Annotated in this window: 20 protein-coding genes and 1 tRNA gene; 3 read left to right on the top strand and 18 right to left on the bottom strand. The window is 33.4% G+C overall.

Features of this window, described 5'->3' with window-relative positions; genetic code table 11:
* Positions 1–158: 158 nt before the first annotated feature.
* On the top strand, positions 159–1,046 hold the full coding sequence (locus BED47_RS06855) for a LysR family transcriptional regulator (RefSeq protein ID WP_069033028.1): 888 nt from the start codon (positions 159–161) through the stop codon (positions 1,044–1,046).
* A 179-nt stretch (positions 1,047–1,225) separates the two neighbouring features.
* Here the strand turns inward: BED47_RS06855 and BED47_RS06850 are convergent, their stop codons facing one another.
* Entirely contained in the window at positions 1,226–2,680 is a 1,455-nt protein-coding gene (locus tag BED47_RS06850; protein ID WP_069033027.1) for a DUF1254 domain-containing protein, read from the bottom strand.
* A 201-nt stretch (positions 2,681–2,881) separates the two neighbouring features.
* On the opposite strand from BED47_RS06850, the gene BED47_RS23645 reads away from it, so the two are divergent.
* Complete coding sequence (locus BED47_RS23645) at positions 2,882–3,043, top strand: hypothetical protein (RefSeq protein WP_175403463.1); 162 nt, start codon at positions 2,882–2,884, stop codon at positions 3,041–3,043.
* Between the two features lie 657 nt (positions 3,044–3,700).
* Here BED47_RS23645 and BED47_RS06845 read toward each other — a convergent pair.
* The 3 genes from BED47_RS06845 to BED47_RS06835 form a co-directional block, all read right to left on the bottom strand.
* On the bottom strand, positions 3,701–5,113 hold the full coding sequence (locus BED47_RS06845; protein WP_069033026.1) for an amino acid permease: 1,413 nt from the start codon (positions 5,111–5,113) through the stop codon (positions 3,701–3,703).
* Positions 5,114–5,447: 334 nt separating this feature from the next.
* Positions 5,448–6,365, bottom strand: coding sequence for a response regulator (locus BED47_RS06840; RefSeq protein ID WP_069033025.1), 918 nt, complete (start codon positions 6,363–6,365; stop codon positions 5,448–5,450).
* Positions 6,366–6,370: 5 nt separating this feature from the next.
* Positions 6,371–7,651, bottom strand: coding sequence for a sensor histidine kinase (locus BED47_RS06835; RefSeq protein ID WP_069033024.1), 1,281 nt, complete (start codon positions 7,649–7,651; stop codon positions 6,371–6,373).
* Positions 7,652–7,805: 154 nt separating this feature from the next.
* Here BED47_RS06835 and gltP point away from each other — a divergent pair, with 154 nt between their 5' ends.
* Positions 7,806–9,092: a glutamate/aspartate:proton symporter GltP gene (gltP, locus tag BED47_RS06830; protein WP_069033023.1), complete on the top strand. Its 1,287-nt coding sequence runs from the start codon at positions 7,806–7,808 to the stop codon at positions 9,090–9,092.
* 425 nt (positions 9,093–9,517) lie between these two features.
* Here gltP and BED47_RS06825 read toward each other — a convergent pair whose 3' ends face one another.
* The 14 genes from BED47_RS06825 to BED47_RS06760 form a co-directional block, all read right to left on the bottom strand.
* Positions 9,518–10,417 carry a DMT family transporter gene (locus BED47_RS06825; RefSeq protein ID WP_069033022.1) on the bottom strand — a complete coding sequence of 300 codons (900 nt, stop codon included), beginning with the start codon at positions 10,415–10,417 and terminating at the stop codon, positions 9,518–9,520.
* 424 nt (positions 10,418–10,841) lie between these two features.
* Positions 10,842–11,486: a formylglycine-generating enzyme family protein gene (locus BED47_RS06820; RefSeq protein WP_175403462.1), complete on the bottom strand. Its 645-nt coding sequence runs from the start codon at positions 11,484–11,486 to the stop codon at positions 10,842–10,844.
* Positions 11,487–11,757: 271 nt separating this feature from the next.
* Positions 11,758–11,931 carry a hypothetical protein gene (locus BED47_RS23640; protein ID WP_175403461.1) on the bottom strand — a complete coding sequence of 58 codons (174 nt, stop codon included), beginning with the start codon at positions 11,929–11,931 and terminating at the stop codon, positions 11,758–11,760.
* Between the two features lie 984 nt (positions 11,932–12,915).
* Positions 12,916–14,856, bottom strand: a complete 1,941-nt coding sequence (locus tag BED47_RS06810; protein WP_069033019.1) for a PhoX family protein — start codon at positions 14,854–14,856, stop codon at positions 12,916–12,918.
* A gap of 593 nt (positions 14,857–15,449) precedes the next feature.
* Positions 15,450–15,794, bottom strand: a complete 345-nt coding sequence (locus tag BED47_RS06805; protein WP_069033018.1) for an SdpI family protein — start codon at positions 15,792–15,794, stop codon at positions 15,450–15,452.
* A 77-nt stretch (positions 15,795–15,871) separates the two neighbouring features.
* The gene (locus tag BED47_RS06800) at positions 15,872–16,054 is read right to left on the bottom strand and encodes a hypothetical protein (RefSeq protein ID WP_069033017.1); all 183 of its coding nucleotides are present in this window, start codon (positions 16,052–16,054) and stop codon (positions 15,872–15,874) included.
* Between the two features lie 426 nt (positions 16,055–16,480).
* On the bottom strand, positions 16,481–17,053 hold the full coding sequence (locus BED47_RS06795; RefSeq protein WP_069033016.1) for a hypothetical protein: 573 nt from the start codon (positions 17,051–17,053) through the stop codon (positions 16,481–16,483).
* 257 nt (positions 17,054–17,310) lie between these two features.
* Positions 17,311–17,511, bottom strand: a complete 201-nt coding sequence (locus BED47_RS06790) for a hypothetical protein (protein WP_069033015.1) — start codon at positions 17,509–17,511, stop codon at positions 17,311–17,313.
* 248 nt (positions 17,512–17,759) lie between these two features.
* The gene (locus BED47_RS06785) at positions 17,760–18,086 is read right to left on the bottom strand and encodes an ArsR/SmtB family transcription factor (RefSeq protein ID WP_069033014.1); all 327 of its coding nucleotides are present in this window, start codon (positions 18,084–18,086) and stop codon (positions 17,760–17,762) included.
* Positions 18,087–18,219: 133 nt separating this feature from the next.
* On the bottom strand, positions 18,220–19,962 hold the full coding sequence (locus tag BED47_RS06780; protein ID WP_069033013.1) for a SulP family inorganic anion transporter: 1,743 nt from the start codon (positions 19,960–19,962) through the stop codon (positions 18,220–18,222).
* Between the two features lie 225 nt (positions 19,963–20,187).
* Positions 20,188–20,526, bottom strand: coding sequence for a zinc ribbon domain-containing protein YjdM (locus BED47_RS06775; RefSeq protein ID WP_069033012.1), 339 nt, complete (start codon positions 20,524–20,526; stop codon positions 20,188–20,190).
* Between the two features lie 417 nt (positions 20,527–20,943).
* Positions 20,944–21,016: transfer RNA gene (locus BED47_RS06770), tRNA-Val, on the bottom strand.
* 133 nt (positions 21,017–21,149) lie between these two features.
* A complete protein-coding gene (locus tag BED47_RS06765; RefSeq protein ID WP_069033011.1) occupies positions 21,150–21,344 on the bottom strand; it encodes a hypothetical protein in 195 nt (64 codons plus the stop codon).
* Positions 21,345–21,625: 281 nt separating this feature from the next.
* Entirely contained in the window at positions 21,626–22,831 is a 1,206-nt protein-coding gene (locus tag BED47_RS06760) for a DUF6944 family repetitive protein (protein WP_069033010.1), read from the bottom strand.
* Positions 22,832–22,890 lie beyond the last annotated feature (59 nt).

Raw genomic sequence — 22,890 nt, 5'->3', positions numbered from 1 at the left:
TAGATTTATTTCTGGTGATTGATTACTATATCAAAATAGTAAAATTCTATAAAAATTACCAAATATAATTCTGCGAAATTCAACAAATATTCTGCCTTCTCATGTATAATAAAAAATTAAAAGATGTATGGAATTCCCAAAATACCCGGAGGATCAAGATGTACTTAGAAAAAATTAACTATCTTATAGAGGTTGCGAAAGAAAAATCAATTATAAAAACAGCGGAGAAACTTCATACTTCTCCTTCGGTAATCAGTCAGTTCATTACTCAAATGGAAAAAGAGTGGGGATTGAAGATTTTTACGCGTACTAAAACCGGGACAATTCCGACTGAGGAAGGGCAGGTTGTTATTAGAAAAGCAGCTGAAATTTTATCTAAATACGAAGAAATGAAAGAAGAGATAAATGTTCAAGCTAACTTATCGAAAACTATTTTAAAAATAGCTTACGTACCGAGCGTGACGAATGTAGTATTTGATTCAATATTAGAACTTAAAAGAGAATCTCCCGAAATTGATGTATATATGTATGAAATGGGTCCAATGGAAGTATTGGCCAATATTAAGTCAGGAAAATCTGATTTAGGATTACTTCCGATCAATGAATTCCAGCTAAAGAGTGAAGTTGATATAAATTATAAAAAAATTTATGAAGGGAAACTATGTATATGTGTTGGTAAAGATTCTCCCTTGAGAAGCTATGAATTACTTACACCGGAAAATTTAATTAATGAGAAATTTGCTTTATATGATGGTTGGCACGTAAAGCGAATATTTGACTTATTTTTTGATGAGGTTAACATTCTCTTTTCTGCTACTAATACAGAAATAATTAAAAATGCTGTGATCGAAGGATTGGCAATCACATTAACATATGATAAGACTTTAGATTCAGATATAAATGTGTTGACCGGTAAGATATTCACAATTCCGATTGAATTACCTAATTTTAATCCAAATCCTATATGGTATATTCAGGCTAACAATAAACCCGTTTCAAGTATCACAAAGAGATTTCTTCAATTACTAAAAAAAGAAATAGAATAAACTAAAACAACCCCCTCATAAAAAGTTGGGGGCTGTTTTTTTTTTCTAAAATGTTGTTTTATAAACTGTGCAATGCTTGATTACTAGTATTCAAAGCTTTATCAATTAACTAAAAATCTGGGAACATCCCTCTCCATATTTTAAGTTTACGTATTGTGAAAATGTCGGTACTGAGTTTATTAATCTATTTTTTGGACAGAAGGCATTTTATAACTTCCGTTTAACACATTAAAACTAGGTTGATAAAATCTCATAATTAATTTAAAGTCACCTTCTGGAGCTGGTAACCAATTGGCTTCTTTTCCTTTCGGTGAATCGTGTTGGATATAAATGTCTAGTGACCCATCAGGATTGTATTTTATTTCATTAGAAAAATTACCAATTTTATAGCGGTTAATTGGATTTTTTACTAGAAAAAAGTCTGTACCATACATAGTTAGCGACCAAAATGCTTGTACATCTGGTAATCTACCTTTATCAAAATGAAGTACGTACTTATTTTTTCCATTTAATTGAGTATTTGTGCTATCAACTAAAGTACTGGAATAAAGCGCTTCTTCAGGTATATTTGCAACTGTACCATTATATGCAATAACCGATCTTAATAAATAGTTATGACCGTACACACCACCATCAAAACTAAAACGCCAATCTTTTGTATACGCACGCTGTTGAGTTTTATATTTAATGATGTCCATGCTATCTTTAATCGCTCTGTCCACTCCATTTAATGTATCTTGACTAATGTTTTTTAATGAATCTTTTACAGTTGAATCAATACCAATTTCTTTAAATTGATCTAATAAAGTATTCTCTTCTTGAGATGGCATGTTCTTAAGAATATTTTCATTCATTAATCTTAGGAATTCTTTTGCTGACAACGCTTCCACTTTTGAACTCGTTAATAAATCCTTCCTACGTTCTTTAAATATTGGATCCTTCCCGTTTAATTTCGTAATTGTAAACTTTTTCTCTAAGTTAACTGCTTCTGCTAAGTCATCATCATTCTTTACGAATATTCGTCCTAAAGCCCAAACGTGATCAGTAGGTGCTTGAATCTTTGTAACCCCTTCTGGCAATGCACCTTTCCAATTAGGCGATACAATTGCAAAGTGACCAACTTTTGTCCCTGTCGTACGTCGACCAATATAGTTAAATGTGTTGTCCCAAGCATCAACTAGTTGAATACTATAGTAACGGTCATTTGTATCCGGTACATTTATCATAACGGGATACTTAGAAAGATTTAACCATGCATCATAATATAAAGTATCATTGTTTGGAGCCATTGCACTTTTCTCATCTGCTGTCGCTAATGTTTCGCTATATCGAAATTTATTTAATAATAACCAATCTTTTGATTGAGTAGTGGCTCTTAGTTGTTTCGTACGTTCCAACGTGAGTAAAGGATACCCATAAATAAAGGCTTGAGTTCCTAGACTATATCCAAGATTTTCCTCAGGCGACGTAATATCAGTATTCGCTTTCACTGATAATTTAGTTGAGATAACTGTGTTTTTGGTTTCTCTTTTAATTGAATCATTTGTTTTTGCAGATGCAAAAGACATAACAGACCCGAATGAAAGAAATAAAGCAAGAACCGTTGATGCATGAATCAATTTGCGTTTTGACATACAAAAATCCTCCTTGATTTACTTTTGAACAAGCGTTCATATTTTTATTTTAAATTTTCTGATAATTAATTTGTATTGTTTAATTTTTAACTAGTGTTCTGATTTTATGAAATCTATTGCTATAATCGGTTAATATAAAAAAAACACGCCATCTTTAAGTAGATAGCGTTTTAGACTAATTTTCAAATTTAGGAGTTTTGATTGCTTGCTCATTGTAAAATAATCATCACTATCCCAACTGAACTTGAACCAGCGACCCCTACACTGTCAATTACAGAGTACGAGTCTTATCCAGTAATTATGAATATTTTAGTTCAATTAAGTCCAGTAAATCAATGGGTGATGAAATTTTATTCATTGTAATTCGTTTATTTCTATTGATTCTAATATGTCCGTGCAATTTCTGTGCAATTGAAAAGTAATTGTTTATTTTGAGGTATGGTGCATATTGTAATTAGTTATTGATTACTCAACTAAAAAAGACGATTGGAAAACAATACATGCAGATACCAATTCTTCTAAAAATTATTGAAGAAAGTCAAATTGAAAAAATTTTTTAATAACTTCATCGGTTACATCTGTAATTTGTTTATATTCATAGTTTGGTGGAGTTCATCGAAAAATCTCCTTTCCTTAGTGTCATAATACAGGCAGTAATGTTGTCCATATACTTGAGATTTTCCAAATACCAAATGGAATTCCGAAAAATAATATTACCAAATACTCAAATCTTCGAAAGAACTGATCATACAAGAAGATATATACATGTTCCAAAAACAAGGCAAGGAATAAAAAATCAGTGATATGAGTTGGGAAAATCTGTGATTAGCTTATATTAATCAGCTATGGAGACCACCAATACATTTTGGAATTAATTTGAAGGGAAAACAGTTTTATTTTGTTAAGACGGAAAGAACTTGCATAGGAAGTATGTGCAATCCACTTAGTAATAGGTGATTTTTTGTATTTAAAAGGGCTTCCCATAAGTCAGTTCTCTTAACTTAAGGGATAGCCCAATTTTTATTTATGCAGCTTTATTTGTGGTTCTTCTATACTATCACTCTGATTTAACTTACTGTTTTTATAACCGTAAGTAGCGTAAATTACTAAACCTATTACTAACCAAACTACAAATCCCTTCCAAGTAAATGCTGAAAGTTGGAACATTAAATATCCACAGAATAAAATTGCTAATACTGGAACAACAGGAACCCAAGGAGTTTTAAATCCACGTTTTAAGTTGGGATGAGTTTTTCTTAAGACTAAAATGCCAAGTGATACAGCTGAGAAGGCAAATAATGTACCAATATTTGTTAATTCAGCTAGTTTATTTAATGGAATTAAACCAGCAAATGCAGCAACTAACCCACCAGTTACCCATGTACTTACAACCGGTACTTGAGTTTTACCATTAACTTTTGATAATTTTTTCGGAAGTAAACCATCTCTACTGATTGAATAGAATAAACGTGTTTGTCCAAACATCATTACGATTAAAACTGTAGTAATACCAATTATTGCACCTAGTGAAATGAAACCAGCTGCCCAATCTTGGTGGATAAATGATAAAGCAAAAGCAACAGGATCTTTAACACCAAGTTGATCAAACGGCACGATACCCGTAAGAATTAAGGAAACAACGATATATAAGATTGTACAAATTGTTAATGCAGAAATAATACCGATTGGTAAGTTACGTTGAGGATTTTTTACTTCCTCAGCAGCAGTAGCTACTGCATCAAAACCAAAGTAAGCAAAAACAACAACTGCAGCTCCAGCTGTTACACCAGAGAATCCCATTGGCATAAACGGTGTCCAGTTTCCTGGCTCAACATACCAAACACCTATAGCGATGAAAAGAATTACTACTGCTAATTTAACAATTACCATTACAGTGTTTAGTTTTGCAGATTCTTTTACACCTCTAGTAAGAACGAATGTAACTAATAATACGATAAGAACTGCTGGTAAATCTATAAAAGTTCCTTTAGAAGGATCAAATGCACTTGTTAATGCTGTTGGGAAATGAATTCCAAAACCTGATAATAAACTTTGGAAGTAACCAGACCATCCACTAGCTACAGCTGATGAAGCCAGTCCATATTCAAGTACCATATCCCAACCTAAAATCCATGCCACAATTTCACCGAATGCGACATAACTATACGTATATGCGCTGCCTGCCTCAGGAATCATTGATGCAAATTCAGAGTAACATAATGCAGCAAATGTACAGGCTAAACCTGCAATTATAAATGAAAGTATAAGTGCTGGACCAGCATAATCTGCTGCTGCTACACCAGTTAGAACGAAAATCCCGGTACCAATAATTGCACCTATTCCTAGCATTGTTAGGTCAAATGCACCTAAAACTTTATTAAGTGAACTGTTAGATAATCCACTCGATACTGATTTTTTTCGAAATAAATTCATAAAAACCTCCTCTAAATTCTTGTGCTACTTTTCCAATTTTAATTATTTAGTACTTTCATAGTTGTTTGCGAAAAAAGAAAATTCAGACAACTAAAACCATAAAAATTTAATTGTTTGAATTGAACGCGATTTTTATCTTATCATACGATTTGTAACTACACAAAGCATTTTTCAACAAAATAAAATATTCAGAAAATGTGTAGAAAGACTATATTCATATCCTTTTCTAATATTGAATAAACAAAGACAGCATTAGCTTAATATCCGTACCCTTGTTACAACCTGACTACAACACTTTTACACTACCTGCAATTTGAAGAAACAAATTTATTGGCTAATCCACCAACTGCTTTGATTCTAAATAGAGCGATTGAATGAATTTTTTCATGTTGATTCGGCTTTGATTATTGCTTTTTTCACTTTTACCTTCAAGCTCTAACATTTTCTTTCGGACTTCCGAGAAATCGAAAAATGTGGATGAATACGCTTCGAATTTTGGATTCGTGTAATCTGTTAATCCTAATGAGGCAATATGGATGAGCACATGGTAAATAGCTCTGCGAACCCGTTGTTCGGAGGCTTTCGATTCTTTTTGTATTTCCGCCTCGGTAGCCTGTTCTCCAAGCGTTTTTTTTGCATATCCATAAAATATGTCTTTTAGAGACGGTAAGATGTAGAAGGATCCAAACTTTTGTTTTTGGTCCTGCAGGAATTCTAAAATATTCATCAAGTCTTCACTACCGCTTTCTCCGATAATCCCTAAATCCGAAATCAATGAACGACCGGCTTCGATTATGTTTTTTGTATGAGAAGAGCCAAATGGTGGCGACTGATGACCTTTTAATAAAGTTAACGATTCTTGTATGCCTCGAATTGATTTTTCCAGAATCACCCGTTCGTTAACCTTTTTTAACACTCCTGAGATTTCAATCCGGTTTAACGGCTTAGTGATGTAGTATTCTGCTCCTAAACTATATACTTCCCCTATGAGCTCCTTTGCCTCTACTTGCGAAATCATCACGAATTTCCCCTTGAATTCAGAAGAAAGAACACGAATTGTTTCAATTCCATCCCTCTTTGGCATCAGTAAATCAATAAGTACTACGTCTACTTTTTTGAGCGCAAGCAAGTCATTATCTACCAATGATCCGTCTTCTGCTTCACCCATAACTTTGCCTAAATCCTCATCCTCAATCATGTCTATCAGCATCGCTCTAATAGCTGGATCATCGTCTATTATAAAATAATTCATTTGATTTATCCTTTCTGTATCATCGCATTAATTGGAAGCTCGATGACAAATACTGTTTCATTATGACTTTCTTTTAGCTTAATATGTCCGCCAAGCTTGTCCACGGTTAGTTTCACATATGAAAGTCCAATTCCTGTAGAAGGATTGCCGGAAGCATCATACTTAGATGTAAACCCCTCTTTAAAAATGACTTCTTTAAACTTCGGTGCAATACCTGGTCCATTATCACTAACATGAAATTCTACAATCCAGTCTCTTCGAATGACATACAACGATACATGTCCCTCTTGCTCAATAGCTTCCACCGCATTTGCGATCAAGTTATTGATCAAAGATAATACCCTATAGACATGATATGGCGGATGTTCCCCTTCGAGGTGCATAGAAAACGAAATGTGTTTATTCAATAACTCTGCATACCGTCTATTGGAAACAAGAATAATGTTACTCAATAACTCAATTCCCATGTAGTCCTCTTGCTTTTCAGTAGAAATCAACTGTGATAGTCCAGCATAAATTCGCTGATTATCTTTTTTTACTTCATGCACGAGACTTGCAATTTGCAGTGCGGTTTGGGAAAAATGGACATGAGAAACTTCCGATTTCAACCTACGATAAAAATCATAACTTATGCGGGTGATTTCTTCCGCATTTTGCATTGTTTTCTTAAGCTGTACCGATTCCTCATACAAATTCGAAATGAACAACAGCATTTGCTCGTTTTGTCTACGCTGCTCTTCCACTGCCAATTTTGATTCTCTCAGTTTAAAAATGTTAAAAAAGCCAAGTACGAAAAAACTTCGAATAAACGCGATAAAGATAATCTGTTCGATTGAGTGAAATGCAATCATTTTATCAGCTATAGAGTATCGAATCACCATTTCAACTAAACTTGCACCAATTTCTATGACCATTCCTAGTAACCCTATCATAAATGGCTTGTTATGCTGCTCATTCATCTTAGTAAAATGAAAGATGAAAGCGAACACCACGTAATAAAAGAGTACCGGAAAATGACTGTAAAATGCCTCATCAACTGGTATACCACTGATTAGGACCGCCAAAAAAAAACGAAATACAAACACACTTGTCCCAGTCAAAATTCCTGCAATATTCGGGTGAATGCCCCTTCCCAATAACAAAAATAAGAAAAATGCCGGAGTCCCCAGGCTGACACGGAAAGCATCATTGAACGGATAGAATTTAAACTCTCCAGCGAGCGGAACGGTTATCATCAAAAATACAACTGCTAAAATTCGTTCCTTCAGTTCGACACCTCCAAACATTAAACATTTTACTCAAACCTTTGGAAAATTGAAATAGTTGTGAGAAAATTATTTATTTTTTATTTTTTATTTGTAGGTTTTTGTATGATTCGGTATGATTTCGAGTGGAATCGCTTACATTTATATTCTTAATAACCTTGAAGGGGTGTATGGGATGAAAAAACTAAAACTCGGGTTAGCTTGGCAGATTGTAATTGGTCTCATTTTAGGTATCGCAGTTGGAGCTGCCTTTTATGGAAATCCAAATATTGAAGGATACCTTAAACCGATTGGAGATATTTTTATTCGTTTAATCAAAATGATTGTTATTCCTATTGTTGTCTCAAGCTTAATTGTCGGTGTTGCCGGCGTTGGGAATATGAAAAAGCTTGGTAAACTCGGTGGTAAAACGATTCTATATTTTGAAATCATCACAACTATTGCCATTCTTGTTGGATTGCTAGTGGCAAATATCTTTCATCCCGGTAGCGGCGTTGATATGTCATCATTACAGAAAACAGATATCGGAAGCTATATACAAACAACCGAAATGACGAAAAGCCACGGTTTTGCTGAAACTTTCGTCAATATCGTTCCACCAAATATCATTTCAGCAATGACAGAAGGAAACATGTTAGCCATTATTTTCTTCTCTGTTTTATTCGGACTAGGTTTGGCAGCGATCGGTGAAAAAGGAAAACCGGTCATAAAGTTTTTCGAGGGAACAGCTGAAGCAATGTTCTATGTGACAAATCTAATCATGAAGTTTGCTCCATTTGGTGTATTTGCATTAATTGGTGTAACGGTATCAAAATTCGGTGTCCAATCACTAATCCCATTAAGTAAGTTAACGATTCTTGTTTATTCAACGATGATTTTCTTTGTGTTAGTTGTTTTAGGACTTGTTGCAAGATGGGCAGGCATTAATATTATTCATTTTATTAAGTTATTAAAAGATGAACTGATCCTTGCTTATTCAACGGCTAGTTCTGAGACTGTTTTACCTCGTATTATGAATAAAATGGAGAAATTTGGATGCCCTAAAGGAATCACATCGTTCGTTATCCCAACAGGATATTCTTTCAACTTAGATGGTTCTACGTTATATCAAGCAATAGCGGCCATTTTTATTGCACAAATGTATGGTATTGATTTATCGATTAGCGACCAAATCTCATTAGTACTTGTATTGATAGTAACATCTAAAGGAATTGCAGGGGTTCCGGGAGTGTCGTTTGTTGTATTGTTGGCAACGCTCGGTACAGTTGGAATTCCGGTAGAAGGATTAGCGTTTATCGCAGGTATTGACCGTCTTTTAGATATGGCGAGAACAGCAGTTAACGTCGTAGGTAACTCTCTTGCGGCAGTTGTTATTTCTAAATCAGAAGGTCAATTCGATAAACAAAAAGCGCAAGCTTATATTAAATCACTTGATTCCGGTAAGCAAACAAATGTAGCATAATCTTTCTTAACAAGATAATTGAGTAGACCTAGTTTCACTGACTACTAAATTGCAGGCATTGACTACATTTCTTATGCCTTCTCTTTTTTAAAATGAGATCAAGCTCTACTTCTTGTAATCAACTAATATATATAACTATTAATCGTTGAAATTAAAAGCCTGTATCTTCAAATACCAAGTAATTTTCGATACAGGCTCTTTTTATCTATTAACATTGTTATGTTTAGACTGACAAAAAAGAGAAACTCGCAGGATAAAGAGTTTCCCTAAAAAATAGGTGATATTGGTAAAAAAGAAAAATGTAACTGTACTTTATTATATAAAAATTATTATGTATTGTATTAATTATTTACCTTTCTTGTTGGAAGTCTTTTCCACCGTTATATAACTAAAGCAATACATTAGTTACACAAGAAAAGCCTTAGTTAACCCTGTATAGGCAATTTCATATTCTGATTTCTCGTTCCAAAACCTAATGCAATCGCGGCGCCAATACAGCAAAAAAAGCAACCAGCAATCAAATACACTGATGGATCAGACTCACCGATTAAAACAGAGGCTACTCCACCAATTGCGGGGAAAAGGGCGACCATATAGCCACTTTGAGCTCCTCCAATTTTTTCTACTAGCTTCAAATAGAATAACCATGCAGCAAAAGAAGCAACCAGCGTTAAATATAGCAACGCAGATAAGTACGTAAAAGAAGTTGAAATAATAATTTCTTTCCCTTGAAACAGTATTATTGCTCCCATCAATAAACTGCCCACTGTAAATCCAATTGCATTTGCATAAATGGGATCAACCTTGCGATTTGCATTTCTTGCCGAGCAGGCGTCACCAACCGCTGTTAGGAGAGTACCTAGGAAAGCGAAAATAATTCCTTTTATGTCATGGAACCCTTGAAAATTTTCCAGTGAAGGATAAATTAGAATACACACTCCCACTACACCAAGAATACCTCCAATTAGAACTCGCGAATGTAATTTTTCTTTTAAAAAAATCCGGAGAGCAATCGGAGTTAAAATCACTTTTAAAGAAAATACCAGTGTTACGATTGCTGCAGAACTCAAAATTGTAGCGTAATAAAGACACAGATAGCTTAATGCAAAGTTACATATACCAAATGCCATTACAAAGGGGAGATCCTTTATTGTTGGTCTACCCTTTGGGCGAATGAACAAAACAAGAACTAAAAATAAAAAGGCTGTCATAACTAGTCGAAAAGTTAAGGATAATTCCAAGCTTATTGGAGTTCCTTGAATTTTTACAGCAATAAAATTAAGTCCCCATACAATCAAGCAAAACATATACATAAATTTTATCATTAATATTACCTCTTCCTACTGTTCCTCCAGTAATTGTAACAAATCAAACTAAAGTAGTTCAAAAGATTCTCGATTCATTTCTTTCAATAATTTGCTTTTTAGTACAATTAAAAAGCAACCTTCTATTGAAGTATCGCATTGCTTTAGTTGAACAAGAACTCACATTTCCGTTAATTTATTTGCCTTCGTGCCAAGCTATTAAGACATAATACAAAAAAATCTACTATTATAGAGTTGTCATTCACAGACTTAGAAAATCTAATTTTTAAATTCTAGGTTGGTAGTCTTAATCTAAGTCTGTCTAAAAAATGAAAAATCTCTAAATTAAAACCTTTTTGGTTTGGTGGTTTGACAGTTTCGTTCATATCAGTTGCATAAGAACGTTTAAGCATTAACTAATAACTGTTCCCCTCCTTTCAGGAAATTAAAAAGACCGTGCAAGACGGAATCCAAGGTCGTCTATGCAAAATGACGGATGGCTACGACGACGACATGAAGCGCCACAACCTCTTGCTACCTCTGCCCAGCTACCACCTCGAAAAATTCGATATGACCCATAGACCTGTTCATCATATAAATCCCAACACCACTCCCAAACATTTCCTAACATATCATACAGACCCCATGCATTCGCTTCCTTTTTTCCTACTTCATGTATTTTATCTCCAGAATTTTCATTATACCAGGCAATTTTATCAAGTTCACCGTATCTATAACCCGTCGTCCCTGCTTTACACGCATATTGCCACTCTGCTTCTGTAGGAAGTCTATAGCCATCTGATTCCCAATCACAATATATGTTTTCACCATCATTACTTATTGAATAACACTCTTTCAGTCCTGCTTTATGTGAAAGTAGATTACAAAAAGAAATTGCATCATTCCAAGAAATATTCACAACTGGTTTTAGATCGCTGACAAAAGTATTAAGTGATGTATTTGTTATAGTATTGTATATCCCCATAGTTACAGGATACTGGGCAAGAAGAAATGGTCTTATTTCAGTTTTCCATTTACTTTTTATTCTATCGTCTCTTAATTCTATATTTCCCCCTGGAATTTTTACCATTTGATAGTCAATATAACTCTTAATTTCATTTGACACTCTGTCTTCCTCCTAATGATCATGATTTAATAAAAATCACCTCGTTAAGAACTATAAGATTAATTCAAAAATTACGTTGGTTTTTTATAGATAAAAATCCGTTAGTAAAATAAGAAAGTCTGCAAATCAGCATATTCGTTATACAACAAGCGCATACGCAAGTTCAATATGATATTTATTATCTATGTGTTATAAAGTTAATAATGCTTACCAAGTTTGGGGCCCTAATCGTTTATTACATCATGCACCAACATAAAGGATCAGTTCCACCACAATGAGGACAACACCCTCCTGTATAAGTAATTCTAATTTGATCTGAATGAAGTACATAATAATCAGTAATAGGTTCAACACCAGGGATCACTATCCCACCTGGAATCTCCGGTAATTTGACCTCCCGCACTGTCATGTCAGACCACTTGCCGATCCAGGAACAAATACTGCACTTTAATATCTCTTCCGATAAGTTCGGAGCATTTTGGATGACAAAAATACATTCTCTACTATTTGTATTACAATTAGGACAATCGTGTACTTTCACGAATCTCCACCTCTCATCAAATTTAAAACTTTTCAAGTACCTTCTTCTTATTATTCTTTTTAACAGTCAATTAGTCCTTTTTAATAAAATAGAGGATAATCAAATGATTACCCTCTAAATGTTGTAAAACTAGTCGAGTAGAATGGAGTCTTTTTACCTTGCGGTAAATTGAACTCCACCCCCTCTCAGAACCGTGCTTGCACTATTAATGCACACGGCTCCTCCAAGTTATCATTCACAGAATGTAGCAATCTTAAAATTGCTAATTCTACTATCCTTAATAGTTTTGTTTCCATTTATTCTACCTCTGTGTGTAGTAAATGTGTGCCTATTAAGGGTGATACTTTGGTAGCAGCCTTTCCTCCATTGGCATTTCCCAACTTCATAGGTACTACGCTGCTATCCGACTCCCTACATCGGCATTTGGTTTCCTTACTTGTTATCGTTTGTACACCATACTCTTCTTCTAAATGAAAAGACCGGTAGGGTCTCCTTGTTTGAATTATATAGTTTACTCACATTCCAATGAAGAAATGCAGAAGAATTCAGCTGATCGATTCGAAGAGAAATTTGGTTTAGATTAAAGTACACGTGAAGTTTCTGTGCAGTCTTTGTGCAATGAATATTATTCATGACAAAAAATAGAAGTAATTGAAAACAAAGAAAAAGCCCAAACCCTTAAAACATTTAGGTTTGAGCCTTTTCTTCTTTATGATCCCAACTGGACTTGAACCAGGGACCCCTACACTGTCAATTGCAGAGTACAAGTATTACAATTAAATTATCATGCCCGGTATTCATTGAACACCGGAGTTTAAACCTTATATTCTATTGCAATAGCTTATTACTTGTTTATTTTTTAAAGATGCTGTTCACATCTCGATTCGTATTTAGCAGGTCTTCAACTGATGGCAGACCAGAAATATAGCCTACGCCACCTGTACGATCAATACCGATTTCAGTTTCCATTGCTTTAATTAATTCAGCTTTATTGACAGCTGTAATGTTTTTACCCTCTAATTCATCACCTGGATGCTGGAAGTTACTCATAATATAGGAGAATCCATTACGATTATCGATGGCAGACAAACCTGTTGATTCTGCTCCTGCAGGATTCGATAAAATCCTTGATAATTCTTTAGTGTCAACATTATAAGCCCATACGAAGTTATTTGTATGCATGCTGCTGTCCTCACCAATGAATAATGTTCTTAGTGCTTCTGAGTAGCTTAAGTTGTCAGGATTCGCTATTTTCCCCACATTAGCTGTGTTCCCATATGCATCTGGACCAGGTAGATCCTCACCTTTAATTAATCCAAGCATATTGGTTGCCACATATTGACTGTAAATCTTTTGTCCGCTTCTGTCTTTTTGATCACCTGTCAAATTCAATTGATAGGTAACACCAGATTTAATTTTTGGCAGTTTTATATCATCGGAAGGATCACTAGCATTTTCAAGCATACCATTGCTTTGGTCAGAAATGGCAATATACACTTTGTTATCTTTTTCGTTGAAAGTAACACCTTCCATTTTATTAAATTCGGAGGTAGCACCAAGCATCGCTGCATAACGACGGGATTCTAAAAATGCTGCGGCCTTTTCCATTCCAGGCTTTACTTTTAGGTATTCTGTTTTTCCATATGTGTATTGCTTAATCGCTTTGAATCCTTCTTTAGGTCCTTCAGATATTTCGAAAATATCACTGAACTTCACGCCTCTATCAATTATTGCTTTTATTTCTTTGTCGGAAGCATGTCCTAAATTAATCCATTCCAGGTTTCCGGAACCGCCATTTTCCGTCCCGGTTTGATGGAATTTCGCGGCATAAAGTGTACCAGCAGAAAGATCCTTCTCTTTATCGGCTACATACATAAACATCGTTGTGTAGGAACCGTCATCACCAAAGAAAGCAGTGCGGTTATCAGGCATCATTTTCATTAATTCATGAGAAAAACGGCCGATACTGTAGTGTTTTGAAACGGAAGCTGCTCCATGATTATCTACCTTAATTTCTGGAATAAATCCATAGAAATAAGGATTTGCTTTTAATTTATCCCCAAAATAGAGCTGGGCAAAGCTTTCAACGGAAGTCCTTGCAGATGAGGTTGGATTTAGTTCAAAACTACGTGCATCCGGTTCATACTCTTCAGAACCTAAGTGGGTATTCCAAGGCGATAGAGAACCATTACAAGGGATCCAAAGACCGTTTACGCTAGAGAAATCAATTTTTTTTACACTTTTAGGAGTGAGTTTGCCTGAATTCTTATCCTGCTCGATAGTTGATAATGACATCGAAGCAGGAACGATTCCATAAGCAGAATTACCAGCGGCATCAAATGTTTGATATTCATAATGGGTGACCATATAAATCTTCCCACCAATAGGGTCTAACAGACTATTGGAATCGGGAGCATCAGATACAAAATATGTAGAGTTTCCTGGTACACTGTTATCAACAATCGGCTTCCCGTTCACATCAATTGGTGTACCAGCTGGAATTAACTCTCCATTGTTCATTGCGATTTTATCTTCAGATTTGAAAAGCCTGTTATATGAAAGCGGGAAATTCTTTACTTCACCATTACTATATTTTACTTCCAGAGATGCGTTCGAATAGGTTTGAACCATCTTATCAATAGTTTTTGGTGCATCCATCCCATTAAATTTTACAGAATCAATCGTTACATGTCCTTTATTTTCCATGGCCGAAACAGGCATTACAGCGGGAATCGTTAATGCTAGTGCTAATACTATCGTTGCTCTTTTTTTAGTCAAACGTCCTTTTTTCATAATTCTCCTCCTTGGATCTTTTCTAAAATTTATTTAACAAGATTAGAATAGTAGGAGTGTTTCATTTTAATTTAGTAATATTGTAAATATTTCTTTTAGTTTTTGTAAATTACGGTGAAGTGAATCTGACAATCGTCCATGTGACAAACAGAAGTTTTTTATCTTTCATAAATTAAAAGTGGACCATTAATGAAGTTTTAGAGAAAAACATTCCAACTGGAATTAAGGCATTCAATTTTAATTTATATGAGGGTTCAGAAGATACATATGATATAGAGCTAATTGGCTCTGATGAATTTGATGAAGAAGATCCAAATTGGGCGTGTACTGACTTTTTTACAACATGTGAAAATCTTTGTTTCATTAAAAGAACAAGTGAAATTCAAGATTGGGAAGAAGGACAAAGTTACATTACATTACTAATAAACGCTACCTTGAAAAAGGAACGTATAGACATATACTTAAGAGTGTAGAGGCAATAGGCATAGGCTTTGTCGATGGAGATATTGAAATTATTTACCAAGTAAATTAAATATTCTTATGTAACTATCGCATGCTTTAGTTGAATAAGAACTTTTAAAATCTAAGTTATGTTACTGAAAGTTTTTCTTTAAATTTTTTTCGATAAAGAAAATAGGAATAAATAAAAAAATTATACTTAACCCCATATTAATAAACGTAACTACATCCACTGAAAAAGGTAAAAGATACAAAAGTAATATCACAATCGCAATATTACAGATGCCAAATCTAACGGAATAATAACCTAACAATTTTTGAGCATGATCCCAAGCTTTTTGTGATGCCATAGAACGAAAAGTGCGATAACCATAAAAATGATTGATTTTTTTGGGAGCCCTTACTTTATGTACAACTCCAATAATAACCATAAGAAAAGGAATTAATAAACTGATAAAATATGAAGATATATTATCCACTTTCTCACCCCTATTTAGTAAAATTATGAACCCCTACCGATATACAACTAAGGCACTGCGTTAATTGCATAAACTATTTAGTTATTAAAGTTATTATCCCTATTCTTTTTTCCGAGAGAATAAACTGAAGCAAAAAGAAATATCATAGCTAATCCAACTCCTATAATCATTGAATAATCTAAATAATCTTTAAGTGCCATACCCCCAGCAATAGATGCAACAAACAATAACAAAAAGAAAACTGTATAATTCTTTTTCATAATTTCCTATCACCTCTTTGGTATATTTTACCATAATTATGTGATTTTTTATTGAACTAACCTGCCATTTAGCTGCATAAGAAATTATACTAACTTTTATATAAATAAAGGATTTCTGCCCCTATCCTGCCCCATAAAACTGTTTCCTTATAAATTAGGTACTGTTATAAAACAAAAAACCTCTTGATATACAAGAGGTTTAGGTATGATCCCAACTGGACTTGAACCAGCGACCCCTCCCCTGTCAAATACAGAGTACGAGTATTATACAATAATTATGAATATTTTAGTTCATTTAAGTCCAGTAAATAAAGCAAACACTGCAATTTTATTCACTGAAAGTCTTATATTTCTATTGTTTCGAATAAGTCTGTGCAATTTTTTGTGTAATCGAAAATGTAATAGTTTATTGTGAGGTAGGGTGCATTATTTTTCGTTACTACTAGATTGAAGAGCAAACTCGAAAGAATAAAAACAACTGATTAATTCTTCTAATTCATTTTTAGCTTTTTCCAAAATTTCTTCATCTGTATATATCGAGAATCTTGTGATATATTGATCTAATTTATCGTTTAGTTCGATAATATTTTCTGAACTTTTATGTTTCGCATTCAAACGAATTAAGTCTTTTGCAAAAGCTTCACTTAATAATTGAATACTAGGGATTTCTATTTCTTTTTGGATAGAAACAATTGCTGGTGTATAATCCATTCTGTATGCTTGACCTGGTATTTGCTCCCAAAATCGTTCCCATTCATCGAGTAATCCTGCCTTATAAAGAATCAACTTTAAATATCCACATAACCATGCCGTGCAGCTCGTATTTCTATTTTTACAACCCTTTCCTTCCTCTAACTCATCGCAAAACTTACAACAAGACCCACCAATTTCTATACAAACATTACATATGGATGAAATACCAACGCCCTTTAAATACTGATGTCCAAACTGTATCAGTTCTTCTCTTGTCATGAGACGTTCCTTTTTATAAGTATCCATCACTTTTAATCCTTTCTTTTTTTACTAAAAGAGAGTGTTTTGATCTTAGAAAACACTTGAAATCTTAAAAACTTTGAATTTATCAATCATTGAGATCGTATCAAACAAATAATTGTTAAACATTAACCGAACAACAAAAAGTAATTCGATAATCAATGGGTCTCGAAGGAAATAGAAAACCTTGTTACCATTGTCGTGTGATTCCGGGTTACCGAACCTGTTATTTATTTCTCAGAAACACTTATTAAATTCTGAAATTACGTCTGTACATCTTTATGCACATCTCTTTTTGCTTGTATATAAAATTCTACTAATGTGTCAAAACCTTTACGAAAATACGGGTCTCGATAGAACTTGTCGACAAATCCTTCTTCCGATAATCCGTTCATCTCTTTTACTATATCTTTTACGCTCTCTGCTGCTCGTTTTTGTATTTCATATTTTAATTTCAAATGCATACGTCACCGCTCCATTACTATGGTATTCATCTATATTAATGCAGTAGTATTATCATAATCAGTCGTTTCTACTTCTCTCCTACATCCTTATATAACAATCCCGCATAATCTTTTGTCAGTAAAATCATTAAAAAAAGACCAATGAAGATTAGTTTGTTCTAATAATGGTCTATGCAAAAAAATGATTTTATTAATTATCTAGAATTAAATATATTCCTTTCTATGAATAACTAATTTTTTCATCTTTATTATTCTTCTTTAAATTTATCTAACATACTAATCGTATCAACTAAGTGATTATTAAAAATTTGGCGTGCAACTACTAATAGCTCAGAAATTATTGGATCCCTGAGGGAGTAAGTAACTTTATTTCCTTCCTTTGTACCATATACAATATTTTTATTTCGTAAAATTGAAAGTTGTTGCGATACAGCTGACCCTTCACTTCCGATTAAATTTTGTATTTCATTTACATTCCTCTCGCCTTCACTTAGAATTTCAAGAATTCGAATTCGTAGTGGATGACCTAGTGCTTTAAAAAAATCTGCTTTAAATTGTTGTAGTTCTAAATTCAATTGTGTTCCTCCAAACTATCTATAAGATCCATATCCTAATTTTAAAATATTTATTATCATTATACCTATTCAGAATGTTTTTATAAAATTTATAAGGATAATTACTCAACAGAGTCCGTTCTATTTTGATCTACTACTCCATTTTTTGATCTTTTAAATCTAATAGATTTGAGTTGGATAAGCTTGAACACTCTAAAAATGCATAGTGCTTACAGCCTAAGCACTTATTATAATTAATATTTAATAGTGCGTGGCCAATTGCTTCACCTGAATGCTCGAAAAAGTTTTGTTTACCAATAACATCATACAATTTGGTACGAATTAATAATTCTTTTGGTTGTGATTGAAGACCAGTTAGTAACACAACACTGTCATTGTCCCTGAGGTATTTGACGATACTTGCTAACTTAGCTTCACCTGTTGTATCAATAAAAGGAACCCTTCCAAATCTTAAAATTAAAAACTTTGGTTTGTTATATGATAACTTCAAAATTGTTTCTTCAAATAGATTAGCAGTTCCAAAGAAAATTGACCCTTCAATTGTGAGAATGCTAATTTGAGGACAATCATGATTTTCATTAACCATATATGTCATCAACTTTTGATTCTGTCGTGAACGGTCAGGTAATACCTTTCTAACGATCAGAAGTTCAGACATTCTTTTAACAAATAAAATCACAGCAATGATTAAACCAACCTCAACGGCTGTTGTTAAATTTAGAAAAATAGTCAGTAAAAAAGTTAAGATTAAAATAATAGAATCACTAGATTTAGTTTTTAAAATATGAATAAACTCTTTTCTTTCACTCATGTTCCATGCTACAAGCATTAAAATTGGGGCCATACTAGCTAAAGGAATTTGTGATGCTAATGGTGCAAACAATAATAATATGATTAGGACAATAACACCATGGATAATTCCCGAGATAGGTGAAATAGCTCCACTCTTTATATTTGTAGCAGTCCTAGCTATTGCTCCTGTAGCTGGAATTCCTCCGAAAAATGGAATAACCATATTAGCAATCCCTTGTCCCATTAACTCCTTATTACTATTGTGTCTGCTACCTGACATACCGTCGGCAACTACTGCAGATAATAATGATTCGATCCCACCAAGCATCGCAATAACAAAGGCTGGTCCAATAAGTGTACGTATTTTTTCAAAATTCAGCTCTATTAAATGAAATACTGGAATACTACTCGGAATATCACCAAATGTGGACCTAATTGTTGGAACTTCCCCTTTAAAAAAGATGTAAGCCATTAAACTAGAAAAAATTAGACCAATTAATGATCCGGGGACTTTTGGGAATAGTTTAATAACTGTAATAACTGTAATTAAACATATGATTGAGGTTATTACACTATAAGTATTTATTGTCGAAATATGCAGTCCAATTTCACTCATATTTGATATGAAATCCTCATGTTTAGTTATATTTTGAAGTCCTAAAAAATTAACAATTTGTCCAGTAAAGATAATAACCGCTATCCCTGCTGTAAATCCTATGGTAACAGGACGAGGTATAAACTGTATTAGAAAACCCATTTTAAAGATCCCCATTAATGTGAGAATAACACCAGCTAAAAAACCTGCGATAAGTAAGTTTTCATAACCATAATGAATTACAATTGATAAAAGTATAGGTATAAATGCGCCTGTTGGGCCCCCTATTTGAAACTTTGATCCTCCAAAAATTGAAATTAATACCCCTGCAATAATCGTTGTATAAATTCCGTACTCTGGTTTTACTCCAGAACTAATCGCAAAAGCCATTCCTAAAGGAATTGCAATAATTCCAACTATTATTCCTGAAATTAAATCCTTTCTAAAAGATACTTTATTATAATTTTCAATTCTCCCTCGCCATTTCACTTTATCGCACCTTCTAGTATATTTGATTATTTGAATATACGAATATTTAATATAATCATAATAACAGATCTCTTTTTCGTCAAACAAAATCTTACAATTAGAAATTGTAACTATTTTCCAATTTCCATAGTACAAAAATAAATTGAACAAATACAAAAAGAGAAAAAAAAGAACCTTTTCGAAAAAAGGTTCTTTACTAATGGTGATGAGTTAAATAAGAAACATCTATATTTTTTTTACAAATTCAGATTTTAATTTCATTGCTCCAAAACCTTCAATTTTGCAATCTATATCATGATCACCATCAACAAGACGGATACTTTTTACTTTTGTACCAATTTTAACAACAAGAGAAGTTCCCTTTACTTTAAGATCTTTGATGACAGTCACTGAATCACCATCATTTAATATATTTCCATTGGCATCTTTTACAACTTTCTTATCATCCATTTCAGTTTCAACATCCAGTGTCCATTCATACCCACATTCAGGACACACAAATAGATTACCATCATGATATGTATAGCCTGAATTACATTTTGGACAATTTGGTAGTTCGACCATGAACTATCCCCTCCTTTAGTATTGCTTTTAGAGCATCATTATTTCTATACTGACATAATTTAAAATTCTTTACAATATAATTTTTGTATATTTGAATCTTTGAATATACTTTTTTTAATTGGAAAAATTAACATATATTTAACTAGGAAAGACATTAGACGTCTTAAATATAGTCTACCTAATCAAAATTAATGAGGTAAAAAATGAAAAAACTCAATTTTAATATATTAATTATTTATTATCTACTAATTGGAGTTCTATCCTTCTGTAAGGCCTAGGATATAGAATTGAAGGATGCCAACGTGCTACATTCGATAATGTTTCAACATTAAAAGAGGAATAAAAAGATGGAATTAGATGAAAACAAAGAAAAAGCCCAAACCCTTATATACTTAGGTTTGAGCCTTCTCATCTTTATGATCCCAACTGGACTTGAACCAGCGACCCCTACCCTGTCAAGGTAGTGCTCTCCCAGCTGAGCTATGGAATCGTAATATATTGGAGATACAATTCTCTCTTATTAAGTCTATTATACTGTTTTGTCTAATACTCTTCAACCAATATTTAACAAAAAATTTCGAATATAAGTCCACTAGAATGTATTTTTCAATTTTGAAAAACGCTCATCTATTCGACTTTGCTTCTATTTCGTTTATTGTATGCATCAAATCTTTCCATCTCAAATCTTTGTCTCTTGGTATATTGCTTAATAGAATACTACCAACTACAATTGTTAAGAACAAAAGTAATACACCCACACCAAACACAAATGTCTGAACTTTATAGTTTTTAACGATTTTAATCATTCTACTTTTCATAGGCAATCTCTCCAATAGTTAAATAATAATATTCCTTAACCCAAAAATAGTGAAGGTCCACTCTCTTTATTATTAATATTTTCCTTTTTGCCTATTATGTAATCAAAAATTCCAAAAACGTTTTCAATTTTAGTTTTTTGTTGCCTTTGTTACTATTCAAGCACTGCAAAACCCTAGTATTCTTTCTCTTTCTACATGCTCATTTTATGCACCTTTAAGAAATGGCTTTATTCTATAATCTATGTATCTAGAACTAACATCAACACTATAGCTTATTTTTGTTAGCTCTTTTTCTTTATCTCTGTATATTTCGAAGTTTTGCTTTTCTCTTGATTTGATTCGACCTTATTTTCCGTCGATTTTTTCTTTCTATTTCTTCTTCTAGGGTTTTTGTTCTCTTCTAGTTCTTGTTTCTCTTCCTCTTTTTGTTCAGCATCCCCCTTAAATAACTCTTTTTGTTCAGAGTAAACGGATACGATTGAACCGCCAGCTTGAATCCAACTTCCACTGTATTTTAAAAGTAATGCTAATTCTTCGTATTCCTTCACTAATGGATTTGTTTCAGTTTCTTCTTCATATTGTTGGAGTACATCAAAAATGACCCCATCTGACAGATCACTTGGCCCGCCTTGTTCGCTAGAAATGGATCCATCCTGGTGACTTGGAATCGTTTCGTCTTGCATTTCAATCGGTTCGTAATCTGGTATTCTACCAAAAAGATATTCTATTTCATTTAATATTTCTTCATTAGATTGGGTTGATAGTATATTTTCATTATGATCTTCCATTTCATCTGTAAGTTCAACGGTTTCTTCTTCTGGCAATCTTCCAGTGTATTCTTGTACTTCATCAAATATAATCCCATCCGATAGTTCACTAGCCTCAGGTACAGGAGCACTGCCATGATATTCTTGAAGTACGTCAAATATCACTCCATCTGATAAATCGCTAGGTTGTTCTACTTGCCCGGTTTCTTCTAAATAGTCCTTTAAATCTTCTATTTCTAACTCTACAAGACCACCCAATACTTGCAATGTATTTCCAATAGCTTGTAAAAAGTTCCCCATAAAACCAGATACATCAAAGTCCTCTGAACTGACTTCTTCTAAGGCAGCAATTAATCCACCAAAAGCTTGTTGTGCATTCCCTGTAATATTTAATTTTATTGCTCGATCTGCATCTTTTTCTTCTTCTACTTTTTCTTCCTCTGCTTCAGCAGCTAATAAACTAAATAATACAGTGACGTTACCGGAAGCTTGGATAATTTCACCTGCATCTTCTATTACACTAGGTTCGCCTAAAAAAGCTTCTATTAAATTTCCGATTGCTTGAAAAGAATTTCCACCAAAATCAAGATGAAAACTTATATCCTCCCATCTTTTTCGGTTTTCTCCTCTTAATCCTCTCATGGGTGTACTACTAATAGCAGAACTGATTGTTCCAATTGCATTGACCCATGCTCCAATAACTTCCATAACTTGGCTCATTATAATACACCAATCCTTGATTAGTCATTTAGGATTAGTATATTCAAATATAATGTTTA

The organism is Gottfriedia luciferensis, from assembly GCF_001712755.1.
Lineage (GTDB): Bacteria > Bacillota > Bacilli > Bacillales > Bacillaceae_G > Gottfriedia > Gottfriedia luciferensis_B.
Note: the sequence above shows the minus strand (reverse complement) of the source record. Positions and strands in the feature narration are given on the sequence as shown.

Bases quoted from the DNA above. Each gene is read 5' to 3' on its own strand.
- BED47_RS06855 (WP_069033028.1), top strand. From the start codon at position 159: ATGTACTTAGAAAAAATTAACTATCTTATAGAGGTTGCGAAAGAAAAA.
- BED47_RS06835 (WP_069033024.1), bottom strand. From the start codon at position 7,651: ATGTTTGGAGGTGTCGAACTGAAGGAACGAATTTTAGCAGTTGTATTT.
- BED47_RS06775 (WP_069033012.1), bottom strand. From the start codon at position 20,526: ATGGTCGAACTACCAAATTGTCCAAAATGTAATTCAGGCTATACATAT.
- BED47_RS06795 (WP_069033016.1), bottom strand. From the start codon at position 17,053: ATGGATACTTATAAAAAGGAACGTCTCATGACAAGAGAAGAACTGATA.
- BED47_RS06840 (WP_069033025.1), bottom strand. From the start codon at position 6,365: ATGAATTATTTTATAATAGACGATGATCCAGCTATTAGAGCGATGCTG.
- BED47_RS06810 (WP_069033019.1), bottom strand. From the start codon at position 14,856: ATGAAAAAAGGACGTTTGACTAAAAAAAGAGCAACGATAGTATTAGCA.
- BED47_RS06765 (WP_069033011.1), bottom strand. From the start codon at position 21,344: ATGAAAAGTAGAATGATTAAAATCGTTAAAAACTATAAAGTTCAGACA.
- BED47_RS06790 (WP_069033015.1), bottom strand. From the start codon at position 17,511: ATGCATTTGAAATTAAAATATGAAATACAAAAACGAGCAGCAGAGAGC.
- BED47_RS06820 (WP_175403462.1), bottom strand. From the start codon at position 11,486: ATGGTAAAAATTCCAGGGGGAAATATAGAATTAAGAGACGATAGAATA.
- gltP (WP_069033023.1), top strand. From the start codon at position 7,806: ATGAAAAAACTAAAACTCGGGTTAGCTTGGCAGATTGTAATTGGTCTC.
- BED47_RS06800 (WP_069033017.1), bottom strand. From the start codon at position 16,054: ATGAAAAAGAATTATACAGTTTTCTTTTTGTTATTGTTTGTTGCATCT.
- BED47_RS23640 (WP_175403461.1), bottom strand. From the start codon at position 11,931: ATGACAGTGCGGGAGGTCAAATTACCGGAGATTCCAGGTGGGATAGTG.
- BED47_RS06760 (WP_069033010.1), bottom strand. From the start codon at position 22,831: ATGAGCCAAGTTATGGAAGTTATTGGAGCATGGGTCAATGCAATTGGA.
- BED47_RS06845 (WP_069033026.1), bottom strand. From the start codon at position 5,113: ATGAATTTATTTCGAAAAAAATCAGTATCGAGTGGATTATCTAACAGT.
- BED47_RS06825 (WP_069033022.1), bottom strand. From the start codon at position 10,417: ATGATAAAATTTATGTATATGTTTTGCTTGATTGTATGGGGACTTAAT.
- BED47_RS06850 (WP_069033027.1), bottom strand. From the start codon at position 2,680: ATGTCAAAACGCAAATTGATTCATGCATCAACGGTTCTTGCTTTATTT.